The following is a 23389-nucleotide window of genomic DNA, read 5'->3' as shown; positions in this document are numbered from 1 at the left end:
CCATACTGATGAGCGCCCCAGGGCCGGGCTGCGCCCAGCCCGCCCCCGCAGGCAGGGGTCAAGGAAACTTGGGGCGGCCCTACGTTTCCTTGAGAGCCGCTGTGCGCCCAGGCGTGCAGCGGCTTTTGTGTTTTAAGGACGCTGTTGCGCCCACCGCAAACCCGGTGCGGAAATCTCGCACGCTGGCATCGGTAGAGCAAAGTGCGTGCTAATCTGTGTCCACCTTCACGTTTTTTTCTTCCATGAGCGCTACTGACATTCAAAACCTGGGCCTGGTGCCCATGGTCATCGAGCAAAGCGGCCGCGGTGAACGCGCCTATGACATTTACTCGCGGCTGCTGCGCGAGCGGGTGATTTTTCTGGTCGGCCCCATCAACGATCAGATGGCCAATCTGGTCGTGGCGCAATTGCTGTTTCTCGAGTCGGAAAATCCCGACAAGGATATTTCGCTCTATATCAATTCGCCCGGCGGCTCGGTGTCTGCCGGCATGGCGATTTTCGACACCATGCAGTTCATCAAACCCGACGTGTCCACCTTGTGCACCGGCATTGCCGCCAGCATGGGCGCCTTCCTGATGGCGGCTGGCGCAAAGGGCAAGCGCTACTCGCTGCCCAATTCGCGCATCATGATTCATCAACCCTCTGGCGGGGCGCAGGGCCAGGCGACGGACATCGAGATTCAGGCGCGCGAAATTCTCTATCTGCGCGAAAGACTCAACGGCATTCTTGCCGAGCGCACGGGCCAGACCCTTGAAAAAATTGGCATCGACACGGAACGCGACTTTTTCATGTCGGCCGACGAGGCCAAGGACTATGGCCTGATTGACGAGGTCATCTCCAAGCGCTCCTGATCCTCACCCTCCAAGTAGATACACGCCCATGGCTGAGAAAAAATCATCTTCCGGTGAAAAGACCCTGTACTGCTCGTTTTGCGGAAAGAGCCAGCACGAGGTCAAGAAACTCATCGCCGGCCCTTCGGTCTTCATCTGCGATGAGTGCATCGACCTGTGCAACGAGATCATTCGCGATGAAGTGACTGCGACGGACGCCAATGGCAAGGTGGTGAACTCCGATTTGCCGACGCCGGCTGAAATCAAGGCCATTCTCGATCAGTATGTGATCGGGCAGGAGGCGGCCAAACGCATTCTGGCCGTCGCGGTGTACAACCACTACAAACGGCTCAAGCACATCGGCCAGACCAGCGATGTCGAGCTGGCCAAGAGCAACATTCTTCTGGTGGGGCCCACGGGTTCCGGCAAGACCCTGCTGGCGCAGACGCTGGCCCGGTTGCTCAACGTACCCTTCGTGATCGCCGACGCCACCACGCTGACCGAAGCCGGTTATGTGGGCGAAGATGTCGAGAACATCATTCAAAAGCTGCTGCAGAACTGTAATTACGAAATCGAGCGGGCGCAGCGCGGCATTGTCTACATCGACGAGATCGACAAGATCTCCCGCAAATCGGACAACCCCAGCATCACGCGGGATGTGTCGGGCGAGGGCGTGCAGCAGGCTTTGCTCAAACTCATCGAAGGCACGATGGCTTCGGTGCCGCCACAAGGCGGGCGCAAGCACCCCAATCAAGATTTCATTCAGGTCGATACGACCAATATTCTGTTCATCTGCGGCGGAGCGTTCGACGGTCTGGAAAAGGTGATCCGCAATCGTTCCGAGAAGTCGGGCATCGGTTTTTCGGCCACGGTCAAAACTCAGTCTGAGCGCAGTGTCTCGGAGACTTTCCTTCAGGCTCAGCCGGACGATCTCGTCAAGTTCGGCCTGATTCCCGAACTGGTGGGCCGTCTGCCGGTGGTGGCCGCGCTGGAAGAACTTGATGAGCCCGCGCTGATCGAAATTCTCACGGCACCCAAGAATTCGCTGGTCAAGCAATATCAGAAGCTGTTCGAGATGGATGGCATCAAACTTGAGTTTCGTCCGGCCGCACTCGATGCGATTGCGCACAAGGCGCTTGAGCGCAAGACTGGCGCCCGCGGGCTGCGCTCCATCGTTGAGCAGGCTTTGCTTGACCTCATGTTCGACCTACCCAATGCGCAAGGCGTGGCGAGCGTCGTCGTTGACGAAAACGTGATTGCGTCCGGCGCCAAACCGCTGCTCATTTACCAGGATGCGGCAAAGGCGTCGGGAACCTGACGGCAGCCAGCCGGCGGTTGCAAGCAGGAGGTTGCCAGCATCGCCTGCTTGCAAATTCAGCCTGAGTCCCCATCTGCACACCAACTTATTTTCGGGTGACCTACATGTCCGATACCCCTGAGCAAAACACCGACCTCACTGCGTTGCCGCTGCTGCCTTTGCGAGACGTGGTCGTTTTTCCCCACATGGTGATTCCCCTTTTTGTGGGGCGTCCCAAGTCGATCAAGGCGCTGGAATCGGCCATGGAAAGCGGCAAGCAGATCATGTTGGTCGCGCAGAAGGCCGCAGCCAAAGATGAGCCCAAGCCCGACGATTTGTTCGATGTGGGCTGTCTATCGAGCATTTTGCAGATGCTCAAGCTGCCCGACGGCACGGTCAAGGTGCTGGTTGAAGGCGCGCAGCGGGCCAGCGCCCTGAACATCCGGGACAACGGCGACTATTTCGCCTGCGAAGCTGTGCCTATCGAATCCAGTTCGGAAACCAGCGCGGAATCCGAAGCGATGCGGCGCGCGGTGGTGGCGCAGTTCGACCAGTATGTGAAGCTGAACAAAAAAATCCCGCCTGAAATTCTCACCTCGATTTCCGGCATTGACGATCCGGGCCGTCTGGCTGACACCATCGCCGCACATCTTCCGCTCAAGCTGGAACAGAAACAGTCTGTGCTCGATTTGCACGACGTGCATGCCCGTCTGGAAAATTTGCTTGAACAACTCGAACGTGAAGTCGGCATTCTTCAAGTCGAAAAGCGCATCCGTGGTCGGGTGCGCCGCCAGATGGAAAAAAGCCAGCGCGAGTACTACCTGAACGAACAGGTCAAGGCCATCCAGAAAGAGCTGGGCGAGGGCGAAGACGGCGCGGACATCGAGGAGATCGAGAAAAAGATCAAGGCTGCGCGCATGCCCAAAGAGGCCAAGAAGAAGGCCGAAGGCGAGCTCAAAAAACTCAAGCTCATGTCCCCGATGTCGGCTGAAGCCACGGTGGTGCGCAACTACCTCGACGTGTTGATCAGCCTGCCCTGGTCCAAGAAGAGCAAGGTGCGCCACGATCTGGCATTTGCCGAGGCGGTGCTGGAGGAAGATCACTACGGCCTCGAAAAGGTCAAGGAACGCATCCTGGAATATCTCGCGGTTCAGCAGCGCGTGGACAAGGTCAAGGCGCCGATTCTTTGCCTGGTCGGCCCTCCGGGGGTGGGCAAGACCTCGCTGGGTCAATCCATCGCTCGCGCGACCGGGCGCAAGTTCGTGCGCATGGCCCTGGGCGGCGTGCGGGACGAGGCCGAGATTCGTGGCCATCGCCGCACGTACATCGGCGCCATGCCCGGCAAGATCCTGCAGAGCCTGAACAAAGTGGCGGTTCGCAACCCTCTGTTCCTGCTCGACGAGGTGGACAAACTCGGCATGGATTTCCGCGGCGATCCGTCCTCTGCCTTGTTGGAGGTGCTCGATCCCGAACAGAACCACACCTTCAGCGATCACTACGTCGAGGTTGATTTCGATCTGTCCGATGTGATGTTCGTCGCCACCTCGAATTCGCTCAACATTCCTCCAGCGCTGCTCGACCGGATGGAGGTCATTCGTCTGGCCGGCTACACCGAGGATGAAAAGGTCAGCATCGCCCAGCGTTATCTCCTGCCCAAGCAGATGAAGAACAACGGGGTAGAGAAAGACGAGCTCGATGTGACGGAAAGCGCCATTCGAGGCCTGATTCGCTACTACACGCGCGAGGCGGGGGTGCGCTCGTTGGAGCGTGAGATTTCGCGCATCTGCCGCAAAGCCGTCAAAGGACGCTTGCTTAAAACCTACACCGATCAGGTTGTGGTCACCGAAGACAACCTTCACGACTTCATCGGCGTGAGGCGTTTCAACTTTGGCATCGCCGAAAAACAGAATCAAGTCGGTCAGGTGGTGGGCTTGGCCTGGACCGAAGTCGGCGGCGATTTGTTGACCATCGAGGCTACCGCTATGCCCGGAAAGGGTGCCATTTTGCGCACCGGATCTCTGGGCGATGTGATGAAAGAATCGGTCGAGGCCGCTCGCACCGTGGTGCGGGTTCGCTCACGACGCCTTGGCATCAAGGACGAGTTGTTCGAGAAACGCGATCTGCACATTCACGTCCCCGAAGGCGCGACGCCCAAGGATGGTCCGAGCGCCGGTATTGCCATGACGACTGCGATCGTCTCCGCGATGACGGGCATTCCCGTCAAGGCTGAAATTGCCATGACTGGAGAAATCACCCTGCGAGGTGAGGTGCTCGGAATCGGCGGCCTGAAAGAGAAGCTCCTCGCGGCGCTGCGAGGAGGGATCAAGACGGTGCTGATTCCCGAAGAAAACGTCAAGGACCTGCAGGAGATGCCCGAAAACGTGAAAGCCAACCTGAGCATCATCCCGGTGAAATGGATTGATCAGGTCTTGGACCTAGCGCTTGAGCGCGTTCCTGTGGCACTGGAAGACGAAATTCCCGCCAAGGCCGTTGAAGTGTCAGTCGCGCCTGTGGATGCGCCGGTTTCCGAGACTGCGCGTCACTGAGCGGTTCACTATAAGCACAACGAAATAGCGCTTGCAACGACGGAAAAAATCGGTATAGAATGCTGGTTTGCTTTCGGGGGTATAGCTCAGCTGGGAGAGCGCTTGCATGGCATGCAAGAGGTCAGCGGTTCGATCCCGCTTACCTCCACCAAGTAAATTCAAGCAATATTTGAAGGTTTAGTCCCCTTCGTCTAGAGGCCTAGGACACCGCCCTTTCACGGCGATAACACGAGTTCGAATCTCGTAGGGGACGCCAGATTCAACAAACCGAATCTGCATGGAGTGGTAGTTCAGTTGGTTAGAATACCGGCCTGTCACGCCGGGGGTCGCGGGTTCGAGTCCCGTCCACTCCGCCAATAAAACGAAGTAAATCAAGTGCTTACAGAACAAGCCCACACTAACAATGTGGGCTTTTTTTCGCCCTTTTGGGGGAACGATTCCCCCACAATTCCCCCAAGGTGCCCCATCATTCCCTAGGGCGCTCCCCCACGTTTCCCCCACGCCGGGCCTTCATGCTGCCGGCGGTGGCGGGTAACCCATCCGCTCATAGGCGGCTTGCAATGCGTCGAGCAGCGCATCGCGCTGCCGCCAGCGCCCGCGCCCTGGATTGCCCTTTGGCCGACCCTGCTCCATCTCCGCCGACTTCAACGTGGGGCCTATCAGGGGCTTGAGAAGTTCAGCAGCATGCAGCCATTCTGCCCCTTGTGGGTCTTTCTGGAGACCGGCCAGGGCCGCGCGGGTTCCGACCCGCTGAGCCTGCCGCTCGGCGGCACGCATCAGCAACCACGCCGCCTCGCGAGAGTTCATTTCTGAGTGCATCTGGGTGACGAGGCAAAAAAATGCCTCATCGCCATACTGCTTTGCTCTTTTGTGCAGGTGTGCAATCTCTGCCGACGGGACAGTCGGGGGGAGATCAAACGGCAGCTCGGGATGTTCGATTTGCGGCGGAGCGCGCCGCTCGATCTCCCGCTGGAGAAATCCCTCCAGGCGCTTCTCGGCGCCCTCTACGCTGCCCAGCAGGGTCTGCACGGCCTGGTTTGACACCCACCCCCGGCGCAGCGCTTCTTCCACCAAATCCCACCAGCGGCGGGGCATCGGCGGCGCCGATGCCATCCAGCGCCGCCAGCTACGGCCGCTGCCATCACCCACCCCCAGCGCCCGCTCCAGCAACCCAGTCCCAAGCCCACTGAGCTGCCGAATTTCTGATGCGCAGGCCCGCCACGCCTCTTTCATTTCCGATGTTGCGCGCATGATGAAATACAGTAAATAAAACAGACAGATAACCTAGGACAAATTCTAGCCTGAATTACCCTGGAATGCAAACTCGGTCAGCTTGAGAATTTCCCCATCGCATCACAAGGCGAACCGGGGAACATGGAAACGAAATTACATGAAATGCCTCAAAGACTGGCCGTTACACCAGGCGAGGCGCTTTTTTTGGCAGGCTATTCTGCTTCTGTGACGACTGGAAACAAGTCAGCTACAAACTTGCAGGCGCGGCGCGTTTTCCCCTTTCCAATCCGTCATCTGAGAATTGGGGACCAGGTGAAGAAGGTAATTCTGGTGGCCGACATTCAGGCGGCCCTGCTGGGCCAGCAGCCTGAACCACCACTGCGCGACGAAGTGACGCCTCCACCCACGCGGCGGGGCCGCCCTCGCAAGGCCATGGCAGGGGGTGCAGCATGAAACTCACTCACCAGCAAATCGAGGCGCTGGCTGATCGATTTTTGGCGGCCGGCGGGATCGACCTGGCCGATCTCAACGCCGACTCGCTCGCAGAGCTTGATGAGCAGGGGCGCTCGCTGCGGCGCCGCCAACGAGGCAGCCGCATTGTCGGCGGCGGCCGCCCTGCCTCTTGCCAGTCGGCCAGTCGGCTGACTGCAAACCTACCCGCCCAGCCTGTGGAGTGGGGAGAGGAGCAGGAAGACGGGCAGGAAGGCTTCATTCAGGCCGAGGAGGAGGAGCAGGCTAGGGACGACCTGCACCTGCGCGAGCTGATGGACGACTTCCGGGCGCTTCTGGACACCCACCGGCTCGCCACCAGGGACCGATGCACTCCTCGGATGGCGCAGATCGCGGCCAAGCGCCAGCGCGTCGCGCTGGCGCTTCATGGGGACCTGCTGGGCTTCGACGACTTTCACTCCCTTCACCAAGCTCTTTACTCGATCCCACCAGCGCGCAGGGCCCGCACCTCGCGAGGGGTAAGGGGCGGCCCGCGCATGGCGCTGCCAGGCCAGCTCAGCCTGTTGGAGGGCTGATGATGGACGCTTGGGACATCATCCAGAAGCTGGATGGGCCGCGCCTCTCCATCCCCACCGCGTTGGTCGCGGCCTGCGGCGACCTGCAAATCGCCGCTTTTCTCCAGCAGGCGGCCTTCCTTTCCGCGACCTGTCGCAGCACCGATGGCTGGTTTTTCCTTCCTCAGTCTGGCGCACCAGCCGCTGCGCCAAACGACGAAAGGGGGTCACTTTTTCAGAAACTCGGGAGCTGGCAACACATGCTGCAGCTCGGGCCGGATGCCCAGGTTGCGGTCCGTCGCAAGCTGCGCGGCATGGGCCTTCTAGAAGAAAAACTGAAGGGCATCCCAGCCAAACTGCACTACAGGGTCGATCCACAAAAGTACCTGCTCTTCCTTTGCGGGGATGCTGGAAGCAAGTTTCCGGTAATCCCGGAAACTTGCTTCCCTGAAGAGCCGAAACAAGCATCCTGGAAAACCCGAGACTATGTAAGTAATGAAAGGAACAAAGGAAAGGAACAAATAAGAACCGGCCTGGCGGCCGAGCCTGTGGATAACCAAGACCCAGAACCCCAAGGCACGCCGGGGGATGAACTCGAAGCGATAAAAGACGCGCTCAACTTGTCTAGCGGCCAGCTTGGAAAACTGGCTGGCATCTGCAAGGGCCAGAACTGCAAGCTACAGGACGCGCATCGCTCCCTGGCACCCCATATCAAATCCAAGGGCCTGCAAGGACAACAAGCATTCCTGTATTTCAAAAAGTGCCTTCTCCAAAACCCAGGCCGCGACTGGACCTGGGAGGCGCGGCGCAATGTCGAGCTGGAAGCACAGGCAGAACAGGCTACCCAAGCCGACAAGGCCAGGCAGCGGTTCATCGACCGCCTGGCTCAGGCTGGGGATGAGGGCATCGCGGTTAGAAATGGCGGCCGCATTTTCCAAGCACCGCCAGAAGAAAACCCAGAAGTGTTTCTGACCTATCAGAAACCCGACGGCACGAGTTTTCTGTCTCGCATAATCGATTTTCTCAACGCATTTCCTGAATTCTTGGAGGATTAAAAATGTTCGACAAATACGATCAAGTAAAACTTTTGCACTGGAAAATAAAAGTGATTTTCGGGGTGTTTATTCTCGGCGGTATCGCAGGCGGCTTGTTTTATCTCTCATATTCTCACCTGCTGGAACCCGCAATTGCCTATATCGTCGGCTCTGTATTATTCCGCATCGCCCCCGATTATTTTATGGGCCTTGGCAACTGGTTATCCATTGCAGTCGATTATTATCAGCGCATCCAAGAGGCGCAGGGCGGGTTTGATTGGGGCGCAACATGGGTAGCCCTTGCCGCAGGCGCGTTCGCCCCTGCAATGGCCGCTATGGCCGTCTTGGCTGGGGTGTTCCGTCGCCGGGAGGCCGAAGAATGAACTTCCTATCTCGAATTTTCACCGCAGCCCGGAATTTCATTTTGATTTTCGGCGCAGCTTATCTCGCCGCCAAACTGCTGCAAATATTCAATCACCCGGCTGCATCGTCATTAACTGCTATCGGCGGATTTATTCTCGCCCTGTATTTTGCGTGGGATGCCCTGACCTATCGCGGCGGGGTTAAATCTTCCGTCGCAGATGTCAAAACCGACGCCGCCAACCTCAAGAAACTGGCAAAAGGCTTTGACCCCGAGCATTACATCAACCTGAAAAAAGGGATTTTCCTTGGCCTCGATGGTAATCGAAAACCCGTCTATTACCCGCAGCACGTCATCGACAAGAATCACATTGAGATTTTGGGAGAGAGTGGAGTCGGTAAATCGTCGTTGGCAGGGGTTTTGTTATCCCAGCTCGCGGCGGCGGGTGAAACGGTCGTGGTGTTTGATCCAAAACCGGACCGCATGCTCCCCGGCACGCTGGCTCGGATGGGCCAGCGGCACGGTTTCCCCGTGCATGTCATAGACCTGCGCCCGCAAGCTGGGCCTCAGATCAACCCCTTCTTTGGATGCCGCCCAGACCAGGTGGAAGAACTGCTTCAAGTCGGGCTCGAATTAGGAAAAACTGGGGACGCAGGGGTAGATTTTTATAGGGGGGGCGACCGCGAGGCCACGAGCTGGATTGCCCAATCGGCGATGGAGGGCGCGGACATCCAGGCCCTGATCGCCACCGCCAGCGGGGACGAGCGGGTGACAGAAAAGGAAAACCTCTGGCGTGAGCTGCGGCAGCTCGGGCGGGTGAGGGCGCTGCACGTGCCCTCCGGCGGCTTCGACCTGGCCGCCGCGCTCAGTAAGCCTGGCGTCATCTACATCATGGGATCGACCACTCGCCTTGAGATTGTGGCGGCACAGAAGTTGATCCTGCAGCGCGTGCTGCAAATTTTGGAGGAGCGACCCGAGCAATCGAGGCCGGTCACCGCGTTTTTGGACGAGCTGAAATATCTCTTGTCCCCCGCTGCCCTGCGAGCCGCCGGCACCATCAGAGACAGAAATGCGCATTTGATTTTTGCTCACCAAAGTCTCGGCGACCTCGACGACTGCCCAGGGTTGAACCCCAAGGCAGTCAGAGGGGCGATTTGGGGCAACAGCGGTTTGAAATTTGTTTACAAAATGCTTGACGCCGCCACGGCCCGCGAGCTGGAGGCGATCACCGGCCAAGCCAGCTCGGAGACCACATCTATCACCCGCAGTTCGCAGGGCGAGTCCGTCAGCCGGCGCATGGAGAAGTCGTCACACATGCCCGGCCACATCTTCACCCACCTGCCCAAGCCCGAGTCTGGTGAGGCCAGCGTCGGCGTCATCATCGGGCGCGGGCCGGCGAGCTTTTTGTCCACGAGGTGGCTGCGCTCTGGCCCGACGCCCGCGCCCGTGATCGTGCCAGAGCCGGGCGCCGAGCCGCAGGCCCCGCAGCCCGAAACAGACGCCCCCATCGTCGCGGCTGACGATGACCATGAGCAGCCGGATGAGCGCCAGGCCGAGGCGGATGCAGTGGAGAACGAAGCGCCCCCCGAGCCCACGCGCACCACGGCCAACGATTTGAGCGACCTCCTGCGCGACCTGAGCCGCCCGCGCTGACCGGCGCCCGCTACAGCCTTGCAGACCAACTCCCCCGAGCTGCGGTAGCAGCGGGGCACGCCGCCACCGCAGCCGCCGGTAGGCGGCGGGTTCCCCGCCCCCCCCCCCGCCGTGCATTTCTGCATTTCGCCACCCGCTGAATAGTGGTGTGGTGTTTACACCGCGTCCACAACCTGCAAACAAAAGGAGCTTCCATGCCCATCATCACCAACCACGCCCAGCGCTTCGCGCGGGCCGCCGAAAAGCGCCGCCTGCTGCTGCGTTTTTTACGCGAAGAGCTATACACCACCCCGAAAGTCGCCGGCCTGGTCATGGGCGTCGGCGAGCGTGCCGCCCGCCAGACGCTCGCACCCCTGGAAGCCGCCGGACTCATCAAACGCTGGCCCATCCAGTTGTTCGAGGGCCTGCAGAGCATCACCATCGTCGGCATCACGACGCTGGGCCAGGCGCACGCCTTCGACCCAGCCACAGAGAAGGTCATCGACCGCCAGTTTGACCCCGCGCGGTTCAGTGTGATGTTCTTGCAGCACACGCTGGACATCCAGCGACTGCGCATCGAGGCCACCGCCAGCGGCCAGGTCAAGCAATGGGTCAATGGCGACCGGCTTGCAGCAGTCAAGCAAGGCGAGAAGAAGCCCGACGCTGTGCTCCTGACCTGCGACGGCCTGCGCATCGCCATCGAGGCCGAGCGGTCGATCAAGTCGCCGAAACGCTATGCCGCCATCGTCGAAGGTCACCTGAACGCGATGCATCAAGGCAAGTGGCAACGTGTGGTCTGGACGTTTCCCGAGGCCAACACGATGGAGCGCGTGCAGGCCATGGTCTTGGGTGTCAATCGCGTGCGCATCGCGGGGATTGACACCCTGATCGACCCCGCCAAGCATCACCAGAATTTCCGCTTCTGTCTATACAACATGTTTACAGAATCCCTCGCCTGACCCCCACCGAAAGGAGCATCACCATGGCAATCCTGAAAGCGAAAAACCAAGTTAAGACCCGCACGCTCAGCGTGCGGGTAGATGCCGACCTGCTTGCTCAGATCGACGCCCTGCGCATCGACGCCGGAGCCGCAGGCTTCGAGTTCGACACGGCTGAAGTCTGCGCCCGCGCCCTCGCCACTGCCGTCAAGTCGGCCCGTGCCGAGCTTGCCGCCGCGACGCCGCCCCAGGCCACGCCGCAGCGCCTGGACAGCGCCGCTCTGTAAACGCCGTGTGTGACGCTTGTCACACACTTTGTTTGCAGCGTGTCCTGCGAGCGCCTGCACGCTTCGCGCCGCACCCATGCGCAAGCGTCGCCCGTCCGCTCGTGTCGTCACCTCGGCGCGATACGCACGGCGCGAATCGTCGGCGCAACGCGCGATGAGCAGCGCAACTGCCCCGAAGACGGCCCTGGACGGGCGCCTGGCGGCCCCTCCCTGCGGGAGGGCTTACTTCGGGTAAGTCAAAAGAGGGGCTGCACCCCCGCCTGCGGCAGGGCGAGTCTGTTCCCACCCCGCTGCGCGGCGCGGGAACAGACTCGCCCTGCCGACTGCGTCGTCAGGGGCTCCGGGGCATGAGGAAGCCCCTCCGGTCTCAGACTGTCGGCTCGTGGCCACGGCCACTCCCCGCCAGCCCGAGACTCCCGTCACGCCCGCAAGCGGGCCAGTCGGGACCTACGCTGCAGCCCGGGGCAAGCCCCCCAACATCATGTCGCTGGCGGGATGGGGGCTCGACTGCGCTGTCGCTTGTCAAGCCACATCCCGTCCGCGCGTCATGATGTCGGCTCCCCCCGCCCCTCGTGTCCACGGCGGTCGGCCTCGGCGCGGCCCAGGGCAGCACCCGCCACGCCAGCCCCTGCGGGTCTGTCATGTCGGCTGCTTGCCCCGGGCCTTGCTCGGCGCGAACCGCCGGGCACTCAGGGGGCGGCGTCCTGAACGGACGCGCCCCAAGTCCAAGCCAAGTAAGCGCGCACAGCGCGCATCTTGGCTGGCTTGGCTCCCCGAACAGCAAGCCGTCCGCAAGCGGAACGGCACCAAGCAAGCCGCCTCGATAGTCGGCCCAACCCACCCGCATGCGCGGAGTAAGAGCCGCTCGCGGCCAAGACCAGCCGCATGCGCGGCGCATTTCGCCACCCGCTGAATAGCAATAGCGGCATGTGCCGCGCTCAATGTCAACGGAAGGAACCTCACCATGTCTCAAGACAAAATCTCCGACACCATCGACCACATCCGGGCGCTCGCCGTAGAGCGCATCAACCCAATCGCCGAGAGATTCGGCGTGTCTCCCCGGCTGCTGTATGCCGGCGGTGCCTTCATCCTTTTGCTCGCCGTGGCGCTGATCAGCGGGCTGCTGGCCGGGCATCCGACGCCCGCCCAGATCGAATCAGCGCATCGGGTTATCACACCGCCGCCACAGCCAGCGCCCGCAGTTCTGCGGACCCCGGCGCCCGCCCCGGTGCAGCCCCAGTCAGCCGTCACGAGCGCCACCACAACCGCGCCCACTGCCCCGCTGCAGGTGGAGCTTCCGGCCCTGCCAGCACCCGCAAGCCAGATGAAGTCCGGGGCCTGGCAACTGACTGTCCAAACCGTCGCTGCAGCACAGGGGCAAGACCCGACGACCCTTGCAGGTCAGACCGTCGGCACGGTCATCAATTCGTCACCGACGGCGAGTTTTTCTGGCGCAGTGCCGACCAGCATGGCGAATTTTGTGACCGCAGGCAAGCCGGTTCGGCTTGCCTATTCCTTCGACTTCAACGCACCCGCGACCGGCAGTTATCTCATCACTGCCAACCTTGCAGGCAATGCTTCGGCGACTGCTCGTGTGATGCTCGACGGGCGTGCTGATCCGCTGTTTTCTCTCAAGCGGAATTTCAACGCGCTGTGGTCCGCTGACGCGCCCGCGCAGGTCGGTTCAGCCAGCGTGACGCTTGCCGCTGGCCTGCACAGCATCGAGTCCGTGCTGGACACCACTGCGGCCACGCAGGCAGCCCACGCCCCAACGTTGGACTTCTACATTAAGCCCCAGGCCGCGGCGATGCCGTCGGCCATGGTGCCGCAGTGGTCTGCGTCCACCCCGGCTGCGCCGGGGGCGGCTCCGGGCGCACGGCGCTGAGCCCCCGCCCGTGGACAGCAGGGCGTGATGGCCAAGCGCGGGTCGAATGATGATTGGGCTATGGTCGAACAGAGCCCTTTAGTCGCTGAGAAAAGCCTGGTTCGATGCTATCTGCAAACGCGATGAGTCCCGCAAGTACCTGAGTCTCCTTGGAGTCAAGCTGCTTGGTGAGGCTGCGGTGATACATCGCCCGTATGAGCCTTTTCCTGTCGCGGCCGATCGACACACTGCCCTCTGGAGTCAAGATCAGTCCAGTTACGACCCGCTTGCCTGCCCGAGACGCGAGCACAGTCTTGCCTTCATTAAGAGTGAGCTTGGGGTACTGCAGACTCTCTAGCAGAGTCTGCACTATCTCCGTGTAGCGGTCGATCTTGCCTCGGTCCCGCGAAGAGAGGGTAATGTCATCAGCGTAGCGCGTGTAAACGACACCATCATCCTTGGCTACGGCAGCAAGGCGGTTGTCAAACTCGAACATCAAACTATTTGAAAGTAGCGGTGAGCTAGGCGCACCAATGCAGAGCCGTAACGGTGGCTCTCGGTGGCGAGCCCAACAACTTACGTGCGCAATTAGCTTTCGAGCAGAGGGATCAAGATAGTCGGAGCAGTGACGATCAAGGTGGGCATGTAGATCGCTTCGAACAATTGATGGAAAGAAGTTTGTGAAGTCCAGCTTTAGCATGTAGCGACTGCTTGCGTGTGCCTCAGCGTTTTTTCTGATCGACGAACCTTCACGATACGCGGTTGCGCACTCATGTACCGGCAGGCGTGGACCCAGTTCTCGAATTAACCATCGCTGAATTGCCTTTACCTCACGCGCCGGTTGGGCAACTTCGCGCCTGCCGCCAGATTTCTTCTGGATTTCGAAAAGCTTGTATCGCAGTGGGGCCGTTTGAATGATCTTCGCCAAGTGCGATGGAAGCATCGCAAGGTCGGCAGCCATACGCTGGAGAATGTCGGCTTGACTAAGCACGGCGGCTCCTGACTTCCTGAATCGCACGGAAGCGCTTCTTATCGTCCTTTTCGTAATGTGTCAAAAGGTCCGACCGAAAGCGCATTACGTCAAAGGTTTTGTCGCGAAGATCAAAGTGAACAAACTGCCTGTCTTCAATGCCGACGTAGAAGCGCTGATCGCCCTTCGGCTCCATCGCGATCAGGCCGACGCGCTGGAGTAAAAACAGAAGCTGCTTGACCTCGGTCTCAGTTCGCGCACAGCCTATGTCGCCCAACAACTGGCGAAGCTCCCGAAGGGTGAGTGCGGAGCAAAGACTCAGTAGATCACAGACAAGTAGAGCACCATCAAGCCAGTTTGTTGGATTAAAGCCGCGTTCCGGAGTTGGCTTCGCTGCGCGCGCTCGGACTGCGTCTGCTAACTCCGGCTGAAGCTGTTCGGCAGCAGATGGATCAAAGGTGGTTCGTGAACCGGTGCGTTGCATCCACCGATGGCATTCAGCATTGTTGTCGTAAACCTTCTCCAAGTAGTCGATCGGGCCTAGCTTAATGAAGGAGTCGCTTTGGTAGTGAACCGTGTCGACAAAGACTAGAAGCTTTTTCTTGAACTCATCAATCACTGAAAACAAACCAAGTTCAGCAATGGAGCCAGGACTTTCAAGCACCAGGACAATAACTGAGGACAGTTCGGCGAGATGGCGTTCGAAAGACACTAGATCCCGATAGACCGCTTCGTGTGACCAGTCTTTGTAGTCCTCTGCAAGACGTATGCGGCGATCTATTTCGCGATCTTTCACGAGTTCCCGGTGAATAGCATCGCGAATTGATGTTGGTTTTGTGGAGCAAATATCTGTTGGTCCGCCGCACAAAAAAATGAAGCCCTGATAGGGCTTCAAGCGTGATGCGGGAAGATCAATTTTTTCGAGAAGAGCTTCCCTCATCTGATCTCGTTCTTCAAAGAGTCCTTACCAGAAATGCGCTGCGAAACCGGATTCGGGTTTTCCGAGTGCCCGCAGGAAAACCCGAATCCGGTTTCGCAGCGGTAAATGCACCCAATCAATACGAGTCTGGCGAAACGCCCGACATTTTCTACGTAACCCGAAACGTAGAAGCGCGTAAGGACGACGCATCGTATACAGGTCGAAAGAATGCGTCAATCGGTGCGCACCTCCTCAGAATGCCCAAGCGGCCAGGCTCGCCCCCTGCATCTCGACCTGATGCATATCTCCCCAGCGGGCAAGCGTGGCCTGTGCAGGTTGCCCCGACTTTTCCCCCGTGCAAGCGCTGGCACGCCTCGCGCCAGGGCAAGCCTGGCACGTTGCCTGCCGCTCAAAGCCCACGGGAGAAAAGCTCGTTTTTTGAGGGCAACCCGCCCAGACCACGCCGGAGGCACCGGCATCAGGAGATCGATATGCAACAACATCTTGACGTTCAGCACGAAGCCCCTCTCTCCCTCTGGATCGCGGGCGGCGTCGCGGCAATCGCCTACATCACGGCGCTGCATTTCGCCACCTACTGGACGGCCAGCGGCACTCTCGCATTCCTCGCGGCAGTCAGCGCAGTTCGCTGGCTTCGCAGCAACCGCTAGACGCCAGCCACTTCACTACACCCCGCTTCGGCGGGGTTTTTTCTGCCTCACCGGCACCGGCGAGCTGACCCATTTCGCCACCTGCTGAAGAGATGCAAGTCCACTCACTTGGAGCCTTGCATGTCTCACCTGAAAACCCTGGCCGCAGCGTCGCTGCTGGCCATCACCACCGCAGCACACGCCGCCGACGCACCGGCGTCGCGGCTCTCGCTCGATCTCAACCTCGCCAGCGTCCACACCGAAGCGTGGGCGCGACGTGAGTTGAACCAGGTCAATCCGGGGCTGGGCCTGGAATACCAGGCCAGCCCGGACTGGGGCGCTGCCGTGGGCTTCTACCGCAACAGCTACCGACGCACCAGCGCCTACGCGCTGGGCGTCTGGACGCCCATGCGGCTTGATCTACCCGGCGGCCTGACGGCCAGCGCGGGCCTCGCCGCTGGCCTGGTCTCAGGCTATCACCGCTCCGAGGTGCCATGCGAACCGCTAGCGGCAGGCGCAGTGCTGCGCCTGCGCACCGCGCAAGGCTTTGGCATCAATCTGCTGGCGGTTCCAAACACTCAAAGCGGTTCGGGCTTCATCGGTCTGCAACTGGTCGCCCCGATCTGAGGCATTTCGCCAGCCGCTGAATACGTACAGCGGGGGCGTTTTGCCCCTGCGCAACCTGAAAGGCAACTCCATGAAAAAGCAACTCCATACCCTTATCGCCACCGCCGCGCTGCTCGCCTGCGGCGCAGCGCATGCGGCTCAGCTCGATTTGTCCGGCGGCACAGCCATCGGCCACATCGCCGGTGTCGGCGACCAGCCGCTGGTCACCCTGCACGCCGCCGTGTCAGCGACCGACCCAGCGGCTTTGCCGCTGGTCGCCCGCTTGGCCATCGTGCAGGGCCTGCGGTCTGGCGACCAGGCCGGGCAGACCTTCGGTCTTGGCCTGTACCGCATGACCGACCCGGCCGACGCATGGCGCCTGGAGGCCGGGGCCGAAGCCGGCCGGTGGAAAGATGCGGGCTATACGGCCCGCCACGTCGCCGGCGTGCTGCGCGCCGCCTACGCCATCGCGCCCGCCGTGGCGCTGGACAGCACGCTCAAGCTCGGTCATTCGACTGGCCTGCTCGGCGGGCGCTACGCCGCCGCCGGCATCGGCCTCGATCTTTTCGAGATCGACGGCGGCACCGTGCGCCTGGCTTACCAGCACATCGATGATGGAGCGCTGCCCAGCCAGGACCGCTTTGGCCTGACCTACGGCGTGAGCTTCTGACCATGCGGCCCCTGATCCAAACAGACGGGGCTGCGCTGTTGGCCCTGATGCACGCCGCCGAAGCCATCGACTCCGGGCATTGGTTGATGCAGTGCCCGAGCCACGCGGGCGCAAGCGCCGCGAGCCTGGAAGTCATACTGAGCCAGGGCCGCTACACGCTGACCTGCATGTGCGGCTGCGCCCCTGAGCGCATCCTGGATGCCGCGCTCGCCCTGGCGCAGGCTCGGGTTTCTGGGCAGGAGAGTGCCGCATGATTGCGCCGCGCATGAAGAAGCCCCTGCGGCAACTCTTGGAGGAGTTTCCGCAGGCCCAGGTCCGCCCGACGCGGGGCGGGCACTGGGTGATCTCCACGCCCATGGGCCCGGTGTATGTGTCCGCAACCCCGAGTGACTGGCGGGCGCTGCGCAAAATACGCGCCGAGCTACGCCGGCGCTGGCGCGATGAATCCCCGCGCAGCGTATAGATTGGTCCTTGCAGGCCGCATTCTGCGGCTGCGCGGCCATCGCATCGCCTGCGCACCCGGCGAGGCGTATCCGCTCGGCGTCTTGCGCGCCGTGCTGGCTTTGCCAGCCGACCTGCGCGAGGTGTTGCGGGCGGAAGTGGATTTTCTGGAATCTCTGGGGCCGCACGCGGCACCCAGTGAGGTGATCCGGGAACGCTGGGCCGAGCGATTGCCTGACACGCCTGCAGATCACGACACCAACACCTAACCGCGATAGCGGCTTGCGCCGCCATCGCGATCTTGTCCACAGATTCTGTGGGTAAGGCTGGGGATGGTGCGGTGCGTTTTCCTTGTGCGGCAAGGCTTTGCGAGGTTGCACATGACAGTGATGATTTTGTGGGCGATGGCCGGGCTGTCGGGCTGCGCCCCGAGCCCCTGCGGGTCTCGGCCTACCGGCTTCCATCCCTATCGCAAAGGCCACTGCAGCACCCGTGCGCAAGCGCACCAGTGCCAAACACCAACGGCAGGCCAGGCGCGCAGCGCCAGGCCGAAAGCCCCCCGTCTGCGACGGGGCCACACCCCATACAGCGCCCGCACGCGGGCGAGGCAACGCCGCTGCGCGGCGCCAACGGGGCTTTGCTTCGCATGGTGCGGGTGAGACTCGCCGCGTGCGAGTCCGCCGGGCGGTTCTCATCGGTCGGTCGGGCACGCGACTTTCTGCGCCTTTCAGGGTCGGGCTAAAGCCCTCTGCAAGTGTCACGCCAGGCGCGATGAACCTGCGCCTGTCATGCCCCTTGCCGCCCTTCATGCCAGTCACTCCCTTCGGTCGTGTCAGGCACCGGCTTGAAAGGTCGTTGGGTGAGTGCCCGACCGACCGATGAGAACCTGAACCACCCCGGAGAACCAGCATGCACACAGCAACCCTCAACACCCCCCGCACCGCGCAGAGCGCCGCCCCGTCCACGCAGGCCCTCACTCCTAATGAGGGGGTGAACACCGAGCCAAAACTGGTGCTGATGAGCTGGGCCGAATGGGCCGCAACCCCGAAGGATTACCGCTTGACCAGCTTGTACGGGCGGGCTGGGCGCTGGGTCATGCGCGCAGGTCCGCAGGGCGTCACCCTCTACCCCGTGCACATCACCGGCTAACCATACCCGCCCGGCTCGTTGGCCGGGCCAATTCCAGGAGCAACCACCATGCAAACAACGACCGCCACCATGCAAGAAATCTTCGGCGAACCCATTCACGTCTACACCCGCGCGCAAGCGATCGAGGACGGGCAACTGATCGACGTATCCACCACCGCCCGCGAGGCCGGCATTGTCTGGCCCGTGGCGCTGACCAGCGCCGCATGGGCCGATTGTGTGGAATGGACAGACCAAACCGAAGCACGCAAGGGCTACGCCGGCCAGAGCGAATCGGGCAGGCTGTGGGACGTGGTGTGGATGCTCAGCATCGCGGTTCGCCAGGCACTGCATCGCGGCCTGGACGCCAGCCAGCAGCCTCTTTATTTCAGCCTGTTGCGCACGCCCACGGCAGGCCGGGGCGTCCAGCCCCGCAAAGTGACACTCAAGTTCATCGTCGGCCCAAGCGACAACGGGCGGCCCTGCATCACGGTGATGCTTCCCAGCGAAGACTGACCCCCCAGCCCCCGGCTTTGTGCCGGGGCATTTCGCCGCCCGCTGAATACCCATGCGGTTCGACGTGGGCCGCGTCTCCTTGGAGTCTCAACATGAAGAAAACCCTTTCCCTCGCTGCCGCAGCGCTCGCCGTAGCGATGCTCGGCGGCTGCGCCACCAATCCCCTTATGGGCACCGGCACGCCCCAGGCCAGCGCCCAGGGCTACACCATGCAGGGTGCGCAATCCGTGCAGAGTGTCCAGCTCGGGACCGTGCTTGCCGTGCACGCCGTCGTCATCGCCGGGCAAGGCTCCGGCGCTGGGGCGCTCGGCGGCGCCCTGGCGGGCGGCGCCATCGGCCACCAGATCGGCAACGGCACAGGGCAGAAGCTCGCCACCATCGCGGGCGCCCTGGCTGGCCTGATGGGCGGCCAGGCGCTCGAAGGCGCCGCCGCCAAGGAATCGGGCTTGCTCGTGACCGTCAAGCTCGATGACGGCCGGATGCTCGCCATCACCCAGGCGGCTGACGTGCAGCTCAACGTGGGCGAGCGCGTGCAAGTCCTGATGGACCGCACCGGCAAGGCTCGGGCCTTGCCGCTGGGTTGAAGGAGGCCGCCATGCGTTCGCGGATTTTCAAAGCCGAACTGCTGTTCGCCTTGCTGGGCCTTGTTCTTGTCGGCGCTTTCGCAGGCCCTGCATGGGCGCTTCTGGGCGCCATGGCGGGACTGCTGTTCTGGGTGGCCCTGAAGAAGGGCGCGGCCCTGCTGCTCATCAAAGCCCTGCGCCTACCCGCCTTCTGGTTTGCCCTGCTGGGCGCCATCGCAGGCGCCATGGCCGGCGGCCCGCTCTGGGCGCTGGCCGGAGCCGCTGGTGGCGTGGCCGCCTGGCTGGCCCTGATCGAGCTGCGCGACAAACTGCGCGGGGAGGGCTGACCATGCATCACTTCGACATCGCAAACATGATCGTCAGCTCGCTGATCCATGGGCTGATCTATGCAGCCATCTTCAAGCTGTTCCATTACCTGAGCGTCGGTACGGCCGTCCTCGCCGCCGCCGTTGGCTTGGCGGCAGTCTGGATTGCAGCCAAGCTGCTGCGCACTCGGCGCGGATAACTGTTTATCCTGGCGTCGCTTGCCGGGCTGTGTGCCCGGCTTTTTATTTAGTGCCCAAACGGCGTGCGGAGGACAAGAAATTGCACCAGAATGATCGCAAGATAGACAGCCGCGCCGAGCCCAAGGGCCATGAATCCCGTTGCTGCGACGCGAACAGCATTGCTAACAACAGGCTGGGGGTACATGTTGATGTTCTGTGCGATGCACTGCTCGCTCCGAACATTCACGAGACTTGGTAAGTCGATGTTGACCGACATCACCTCAAGGCCAAGTGCCTCGCCAGGCGCAAGGTTGTCAAAAATCAGAACGTAGCGCTTATCTGATTCAACGTGCTCTTCGTAATGACGGACCGGCCAGAGATTGAGGCACATAGGCTTCCAGTTGAAGACGAGTTCAACCTTGGTTGCGGACTCTCGCCCAGCATTGCGGACGATAAACGAGTTGGTCTTGACGGTTTGTGTTTGGGAAATTACTTCGCCCTTCTCATTCAAGAGCGGTTGTTGCACCAAGAAAGTGAACTGATGAGGCAAAGCCACCAAAAGCCTTGCCTTGGATTTGAAGTGGCGGTTGAGTAAAAACGTCACCACAGGCACGAGCAAAGAAAAAATCTCTTTCCCGTATGTTTCAAAAAAAGTCATGGGCGAACTCCTCCGGCTAACTGCACTGTAGCGTCACGATGCCTTGGTTAGCCCCTCGATCGTCAGCCCGCGCTCGACCGCCTGACGAATCGCCAGATTGATGACTGCCGCCCTTGACTGGCCGATCTGCCCGGCCAGCGCGTCTACCCTGGCCAGCAGCTCTGGTGCGATGGTCAACGTGATCTGACGCTTATTGCCTAGCATCACGCCCTTGACCACCTTCGGCGCAGGCGCCGCATCGGGCGCCCCGCCGATAAACGCATCCACCACTGATGCCTTGCCCTTCGGTTTCACAATCGCCATTGCATTGTCCTTTCAGTCTTTTTCAATCTCGGATTGATATTAAAACAATGCGTTGACGAGGGCTTGCAGCTCATCGACGGCCTTGCGATCAACCGGCTTGGCTTCCAGCACCGACAGCCCCGAGCCCGCCGCATTCGCGTAAGCCTTGCGCCGCCGCAGGGGTGTCGCCAGGTACTTGAATTGCGGCACATCGGCGACCGCTGCCGCAGCTTCCAGGTTATCCGCCGAACTCTCCCCCGGATCGGCACAGTTCAAGACCGCGAACGCCCGCAGCCCATCTCGCACGCTGCGCGCCTCATCAACCAGACCGGCGATGTCGGCGAGTGCCCAAACGTCGTAGGACCGAGGCTGGAATGGCACCACCAGCACATCGGCCAGCACCAAGGCGGCACGCAGCGCCGTGGAATCCCGCCCGCCAGCGTCGATGATGATGTCGTCAAACTTGCGCCCCTGCTGCTGCACCTGCGCCCGTAGCGTCGGCCCGTCTGAATACTGCGAGCAGGCAATGCCTGGGCTGTGCCCACCCTCTGCCCTGATGCTGATGGCCGTCTGCGCCGTGCCTTGTCGGTCGCCGTCGATCAGCCACACATCGCGCCCAGTGAGCGCCCGAGCAATCGCCAAATTCACGGCGAGCGTCGTCTTTCCCACGCCGCCCTTTGTGTTCCCCACGCAAACGATCATAACATCTCCGTTTAATATTAAACAGAGATTATTGTGATCGTACAAAAGGATGATTGCAATAGGCTTCGCACAAATTCCACGGCTTGTGTTGCGCAACCGCACGCATGAAGACCGGACAGATTGTCTGTATATACAGATCGACTATGATTCAACTCTCATGTCAAGAAAGAGACGCCCATGGAAGCTCTGCTCATCACCCCGGAAGTTCTTGCAAAGATCGAGAAAAAGCACTTTGTTGAACGGAAGGAGATCGAACAGTGCTTTCTCAGCAGGGATGGAGGATTGCTCACCGATGATCGAGAGCAACATCGCACTGATCCGCCCACGCAATGGTTTTTGGCGAGAACGAATCGAGGACGCCTACTCAAGATTGTGTTTGTCCAAAACGGCCCAACTATTCAACTTAAGACTGCCTACGAGCCAAACCGGACTGAAATTGACATCTATCGCGACAAAGCATCAACACGCTGACTGAATATTTCTAGTAAACACACACACAAGGAGAAAACATGGCAACCGCAACCAAGGCTCCGGCACGCCCCAAGCTGGATAACGACGCATGGGATACGCGCGCCCTCGGAGCGAGCCTCGTCAATGCCCAGAATTCCGGTGAGGACGCATCCAAGTCTCTCGACGAAGCACTGGGCCTGCAATCAATCTCGATTCGATTGCCGAAGCAACTCATTGAACAGTACAAGATCATTGCGAATCATCACAAGGTTGGCTATCAGCCGTTGATGCGCGATGTACTCGGGCGCTTTGTGCCTCAAGCGCTCAAGGAAATCATGCAAGAGCACATGGACGCCCTAGCCGCAGCGGAGAAAGCCAAAGCGGCGGAGAGTGAGGCAAAAGCCCCAACGAAAAAGGCAGCCTGATCAGTGCAGACTCCCCGCGCGAGCAGAACCAGGGGCAACCCTGGCGGCGGCCAGCGGGCCGCCACCACCGGGCAGGGGGCTTCAGACACCCCCGGCCCGGCTCCGAAGGGGGTTCTCGCTCTCCAACCGCGCTTCGTGCTCGAATCCGCAATTGCTAACCTGCGGGCCACGCTTTATCTGCTGGGGTTTGACCTTGGTAGTCGGGAGATATTTGGAGGAGAAGTGGTGTATTAAGCGCCGTTCCGTCACGAATAACACGATTCGCAACCGCTATTCCGCCGCCCTTTATTTCATTCCAGCGAATCTCCTGGGTCCAGCTTCCATTTCTGGCTACAAAAAATAGATTAAAGGCTTGAATGTGCGTTCCGTGCTCGATGCTGGAGTTCAGTTTGCCGCTATAGTCGAAGTGGCTTCGCCCTGGGAACAAAGTTCCAAGATGCAGCGTTGTATCTAGAATCTGATCTTGTTTTCGCAGATCGCATATGCGTACCTGAGTGTCATATAGCGGCGATTCCCCGACATGTAAAAATGACCATAAAAAACGACCTGGACCAGCATAAAGCAACGTACCGTAGCAAAATGAATTGCCACCCGTGAGCGCTTCTCTCAATTTCTCAGAAAGTTCTAAAATTTTCTCATTGCGCATCCTTGCTTCGGCGCTGGATTTTATCTGGCGGTGTCCAGACCAAAATGTTCCCGCGGCTGCAAATAGTGCTCCAATGAAACGCGCAGTGGAATCATTTATCAATAATCCAGCGGCCATAAGAATGGCGCCAATTATAGTGATTAACGATGGTAGGTATGGATAATATAGTTCAAAAAATCTATTTTTATTCATTTTTGTGGCATCTCGGGCCATGGTGAGGATAATGTTGGCAAAACT

31 protein-coding genes and 3 tRNA genes are annotated in these 23389 nt (G+C 60.5%); 27 read left to right on the top strand and 7 right to left on the bottom strand.

Annotated features, from left to right (window positions below; all coding sequences use genetic code 11):
• Nucleotides 1–242 precede the first annotated feature (242 nt).
• The 6 genes from clpP (at nucleotide 243) to THI_RS09475 (ending at nucleotide 5029) form a co-directional block, all read left to right on the top strand.
• Nucleotides 243–851, top strand: a complete 609-nt coding sequence (gene clpP / locus THI_RS09500; protein ID WP_013106041.1) for an ATP-dependent Clp endopeptidase proteolytic subunit ClpP — start codon at nucleotides 243–245, stop codon at nucleotides 849–851.
• A 28-nt stretch (nucleotides 852–879) separates the two neighbouring features.
• Nucleotides 880–2148, top strand: a complete 1269-nt coding sequence (clpX, locus tag THI_RS09495; RefSeq protein WP_013106040.1) for an ATP-dependent Clp protease ATP-binding subunit ClpX — start codon at nucleotides 880–882, stop codon at nucleotides 2146–2148.
• A 104-nt stretch (nucleotides 2149–2252) separates the two neighbouring features.
• Complete coding sequence (lon, locus tag THI_RS09490) at nucleotides 2253–4673, top strand: endopeptidase La (RefSeq protein WP_013106039.1); 2421 nt, start codon at nucleotides 2253–2255, stop codon at nucleotides 4671–4673.
• A 75-nt stretch (nucleotides 4674–4748) separates the two neighbouring features.
• Nucleotides 4749–4824: transfer RNA gene (locus tag THI_RS09485), tRNA-Ala, on the top strand.
• A gap of 29 nt (nucleotides 4825–4853) precedes the next feature.
• A tRNA-Glu gene (locus tag THI_RS09480) sits at nucleotides 4854–4929 on the top strand.
• Between the two features lie 23 nt (nucleotides 4930–4952).
• Nucleotides 4953–5029 (top strand) — tRNA-Asp (locus tag THI_RS09475).
• A 154-nt stretch (nucleotides 5030–5183) separates the two neighbouring features.
• Here the strand turns inward: THI_RS09475 and THI_RS09470 are convergent.
• Entirely contained in the window at nucleotides 5184–5924 is a 741-nt protein-coding gene (locus THI_RS09470) for a hypothetical protein (protein ID WP_013106038.1), read from the bottom strand.
• Nucleotides 5925–6047: 123 nt separating this feature from the next.
• On the opposite strand from THI_RS09470, the gene THI_RS18840 reads away from it, so the two are divergent.
• The 8 genes from THI_RS18840 (at nucleotide 6048) to THI_RS09435 (ending at nucleotide 13047) form a co-directional block, all read left to right on the top strand.
• Nucleotides 6048–6359 (top strand): hypothetical protein, encoded by a 312-nt coding sequence (locus THI_RS18840; protein WP_157869587.1) that lies wholly within the window; start codon nucleotides 6048–6050, stop codon nucleotides 6357–6359.
• Complete coding sequence (locus THI_RS09465; RefSeq protein ID WP_013106036.1) at nucleotides 6356–6931, top strand: hypothetical protein; 576 nt, start codon at nucleotides 6356–6358, stop codon at nucleotides 6929–6931. The genes THI_RS18840 and THI_RS09465 overlap by 4 nt, the downstream gene beginning before the upstream one ends.
• Before the next feature lie 2 nt (nucleotides 6932–6933).
• On the top strand, nucleotides 6934–7965 hold the full coding sequence (locus THI_RS09460) for a hypothetical protein (RefSeq protein WP_013106035.1): 1032 nt from the start codon (nucleotides 6934–6936) through the stop codon (nucleotides 7963–7965).
• Nucleotides 7966–7967: 2 nt separating this feature from the next.
• Nucleotides 7968–8327 carry a hypothetical protein gene (locus THI_RS09455; RefSeq protein ID WP_013106034.1) on the top strand — a complete coding sequence of 120 codons (360 nt, stop codon included), beginning with the start codon at nucleotides 7968–7970 and terminating at the stop codon, nucleotides 8325–8327.
• Complete coding sequence (locus tag THI_RS09450) at nucleotides 8324–9958, top strand: type IV secretory system conjugative DNA transfer family protein (protein WP_013106033.1); 1635 nt, start codon at nucleotides 8324–8326, stop codon at nucleotides 9956–9958. Before THI_RS09455 ends, THI_RS09450 begins: the two co-directional genes overlap by 4 nt.
• A 194-nt stretch (nucleotides 9959–10152) precedes the next feature.
• On the top strand, nucleotides 10153–10896 hold the full coding sequence (gene mobC, locus THI_RS09445; RefSeq protein ID WP_013106032.1) for a MobC family replication-relaxation protein: 744 nt from the start codon (nucleotides 10153–10155) through the stop codon (nucleotides 10894–10896).
• Nucleotides 10897–10919: 23 nt separating this feature from the next.
• A complete protein-coding gene (locus tag THI_RS09440; protein WP_013106031.1) occupies nucleotides 10920–11162 on the top strand; it encodes a hypothetical protein in 243 nt (80 codons plus the stop codon).
• A 964-nt stretch (nucleotides 11163–12126) separates the two neighbouring features.
• Complete coding sequence (locus THI_RS09435; RefSeq protein WP_013106030.1) at nucleotides 12127–13047, top strand: hypothetical protein; 921 nt, start codon at nucleotides 12127–12129, stop codon at nucleotides 13045–13047.
• Nucleotides 13048–13105: 58 nt separating this feature from the next.
• Here THI_RS09435 and THI_RS18450 read toward each other — a convergent pair whose 3' ends face one another.
• Nucleotides 13106–13987, bottom strand: coding sequence for a retron St85 family RNA-directed DNA polymerase (locus THI_RS18450; protein ID WP_269450361.1), 882 nt, complete (start codon nucleotides 13985–13987; stop codon nucleotides 13106–13108).
• Nucleotides 13988–14009: 22 nt separating this feature from the next.
• Nucleotides 14010–14936 carry a retron St85 family effector protein gene (locus THI_RS09425; RefSeq protein ID WP_013106028.1) on the bottom strand — a complete coding sequence of 309 codons (927 nt, stop codon included), beginning with the start codon at nucleotides 14934–14936 and terminating at the stop codon, nucleotides 14010–14012.
• Between the two features lie 470 nt (nucleotides 14937–15406).
• Here THI_RS09425 and THI_RS18835 point away from each other — a divergent pair, with 470 nt between their 5' ends.
• The 11 genes from THI_RS18835 (at nucleotide 15407) to THI_RS18830 (ending at nucleotide 20009) form a co-directional block, all read left to right on the top strand.
• A complete protein-coding gene (locus THI_RS18835) occupies nucleotides 15407–15583 on the top strand; it encodes a hypothetical protein (protein WP_013106027.1) in 177 nt (58 codons plus the stop codon).
• Nucleotides 15584–15703: 120 nt separating this feature from the next.
• Nucleotides 15704–16189 carry a hypothetical protein gene (locus tag THI_RS18100; RefSeq protein WP_013106026.1) on the top strand — a complete coding sequence of 162 codons (486 nt, stop codon included), beginning with the start codon at nucleotides 15704–15706 and terminating at the stop codon, nucleotides 16187–16189.
• A 70-nt stretch (nucleotides 16190–16259) separates the two neighbouring features.
• Complete coding sequence (locus THI_RS09415; RefSeq protein ID WP_013106025.1) at nucleotides 16260–16838, top strand: hypothetical protein; 579 nt, start codon at nucleotides 16260–16262, stop codon at nucleotides 16836–16838.
• Nucleotides 16839–16840: 2 nt separating this feature from the next.
• Nucleotides 16841–17092: a hypothetical protein gene (locus THI_RS09410; protein WP_013106024.1), complete on the top strand. Its 252-nt coding sequence runs from the start codon at nucleotides 16841–16843 to the stop codon at nucleotides 17090–17092.
• Nucleotides 17089–17301, top strand: a complete 213-nt coding sequence (locus tag THI_RS09405) for a hypothetical protein (protein ID WP_013106023.1) — start codon at nucleotides 17089–17091, stop codon at nucleotides 17299–17301. The genes THI_RS09410 and THI_RS09405 overlap by 4 nt, the downstream gene beginning before the upstream one ends.
• A 1-nt stretch (nucleotide 17302) precedes the next feature.
• A complete protein-coding gene (locus tag THI_RS09400) occupies nucleotides 17303–17548 on the top strand; it encodes a hypothetical protein (RefSeq protein WP_013106022.1) in 246 nt (81 codons plus the stop codon).
• A gap of 640 nt (nucleotides 17549–18188) precedes the next feature.
• Nucleotides 18189–18428, top strand: coding sequence for a hypothetical protein (locus THI_RS09395; RefSeq protein WP_013106020.1), 240 nt, complete (start codon nucleotides 18189–18191; stop codon nucleotides 18426–18428).
• Nucleotides 18429–18476: 48 nt separating this feature from the next.
• Nucleotides 18477–18920, top strand: coding sequence for a DUF6573 family protein (locus THI_RS09390; RefSeq protein ID WP_013106019.1), 444 nt, complete (start codon nucleotides 18477–18479; stop codon nucleotides 18918–18920).
• A gap of 92 nt (nucleotides 18921–19012) precedes the next feature.
• Nucleotides 19013–19504, top strand: coding sequence for an outer membrane lipoprotein (locus THI_RS09385; protein ID WP_013106018.1), 492 nt, complete (start codon nucleotides 19013–19015; stop codon nucleotides 19502–19504).
• Nucleotides 19505–19515: 11 nt separating this feature from the next.
• Complete coding sequence (locus THI_RS09380) at nucleotides 19516–19830, top strand: hypothetical protein (RefSeq protein WP_041608972.1); 315 nt, start codon at nucleotides 19516–19518, stop codon at nucleotides 19828–19830.
• A 2-nt stretch (nucleotides 19831–19832) separates the two neighbouring features.
• Entirely contained in the window at nucleotides 19833–20009 is a 177-nt protein-coding gene (locus tag THI_RS18830; RefSeq protein WP_013106016.1) for a hypothetical protein, read from the top strand.
• 47 nt (nucleotides 20010–20056) lie between these two features.
• Here the strand turns inward: THI_RS18830 and THI_RS09375 are convergent, their stop codons facing one another.
• The 3 genes from THI_RS09375 to THI_RS09365 are packed head-to-tail and all read right to left on the bottom strand — an operon-like array spanning nucleotide 20057 to nucleotide 21631.
• Nucleotides 20057–20647 carry a hypothetical protein gene (locus THI_RS09375; RefSeq protein ID WP_013106015.1) on the bottom strand — a complete coding sequence of 197 codons (591 nt, stop codon included), beginning with the start codon at nucleotides 20645–20647 and terminating at the stop codon, nucleotides 20057–20059.
• A 33-nt stretch (nucleotides 20648–20680) separates the two neighbouring features.
• On the bottom strand, nucleotides 20681–20950 hold the full coding sequence (locus THI_RS09370) for a CopG family ribbon-helix-helix protein (RefSeq protein WP_013106014.1): 270 nt from the start codon (nucleotides 20948–20950) through the stop codon (nucleotides 20681–20683).
• Between the two features lie 39 nt (nucleotides 20951–20989).
• Nucleotides 20990–21631, bottom strand: a complete 642-nt coding sequence (locus tag THI_RS09365; protein ID WP_013106013.1) for an AAA family ATPase — start codon at nucleotides 21629–21631, stop codon at nucleotides 20990–20992.
• A gap of 177 nt (nucleotides 21632–21808) precedes the next feature.
• Between THI_RS09365 and THI_RS18445 the strand changes: the two genes are divergently transcribed.
• Nucleotides 21809–22102, top strand: coding sequence for a hypothetical protein (locus tag THI_RS18445; RefSeq protein WP_013106012.1), 294 nt, complete (start codon nucleotides 21809–21811; stop codon nucleotides 22100–22102).
• Between the two features lie 38 nt (nucleotides 22103–22140).
• The gene (locus tag THI_RS09360; RefSeq protein WP_013106011.1) at nucleotides 22141–22506 is read left to right on the top strand and encodes a hypothetical protein; all 366 of its coding nucleotides are present in this window, start codon (nucleotides 22141–22143) and stop codon (nucleotides 22504–22506) included.
• 154 nt (nucleotides 22507–22660) lie between these two features.
• Here the strand turns inward: THI_RS09360 and THI_RS18825 are convergent, their stop codons facing one another.
• Nucleotides 22661–23365: a hypothetical protein gene (locus THI_RS18825; protein WP_013106010.1), complete on the bottom strand. Its 705-nt coding sequence runs from the start codon at nucleotides 23363–23365 to the stop codon at nucleotides 22661–22663.
• Between the last annotated feature and the right edge of the window lie 24 nt (nucleotides 23366–23389).

The sequence above is a fragment of the Thiomonas arsenitoxydans genome (assembly GCF_000253115.1).
In the GTDB taxonomy this organism is placed as follows: Bacteria; Pseudomonadota; Gammaproteobacteria; order Burkholderiales; family Burkholderiaceae_C; genus Thiomonas; species Thiomonas arsenitoxydans.
Note: the sequence above shows the minus strand (reverse complement) of the source record. Positions and strands in the feature narration are given on the sequence as shown.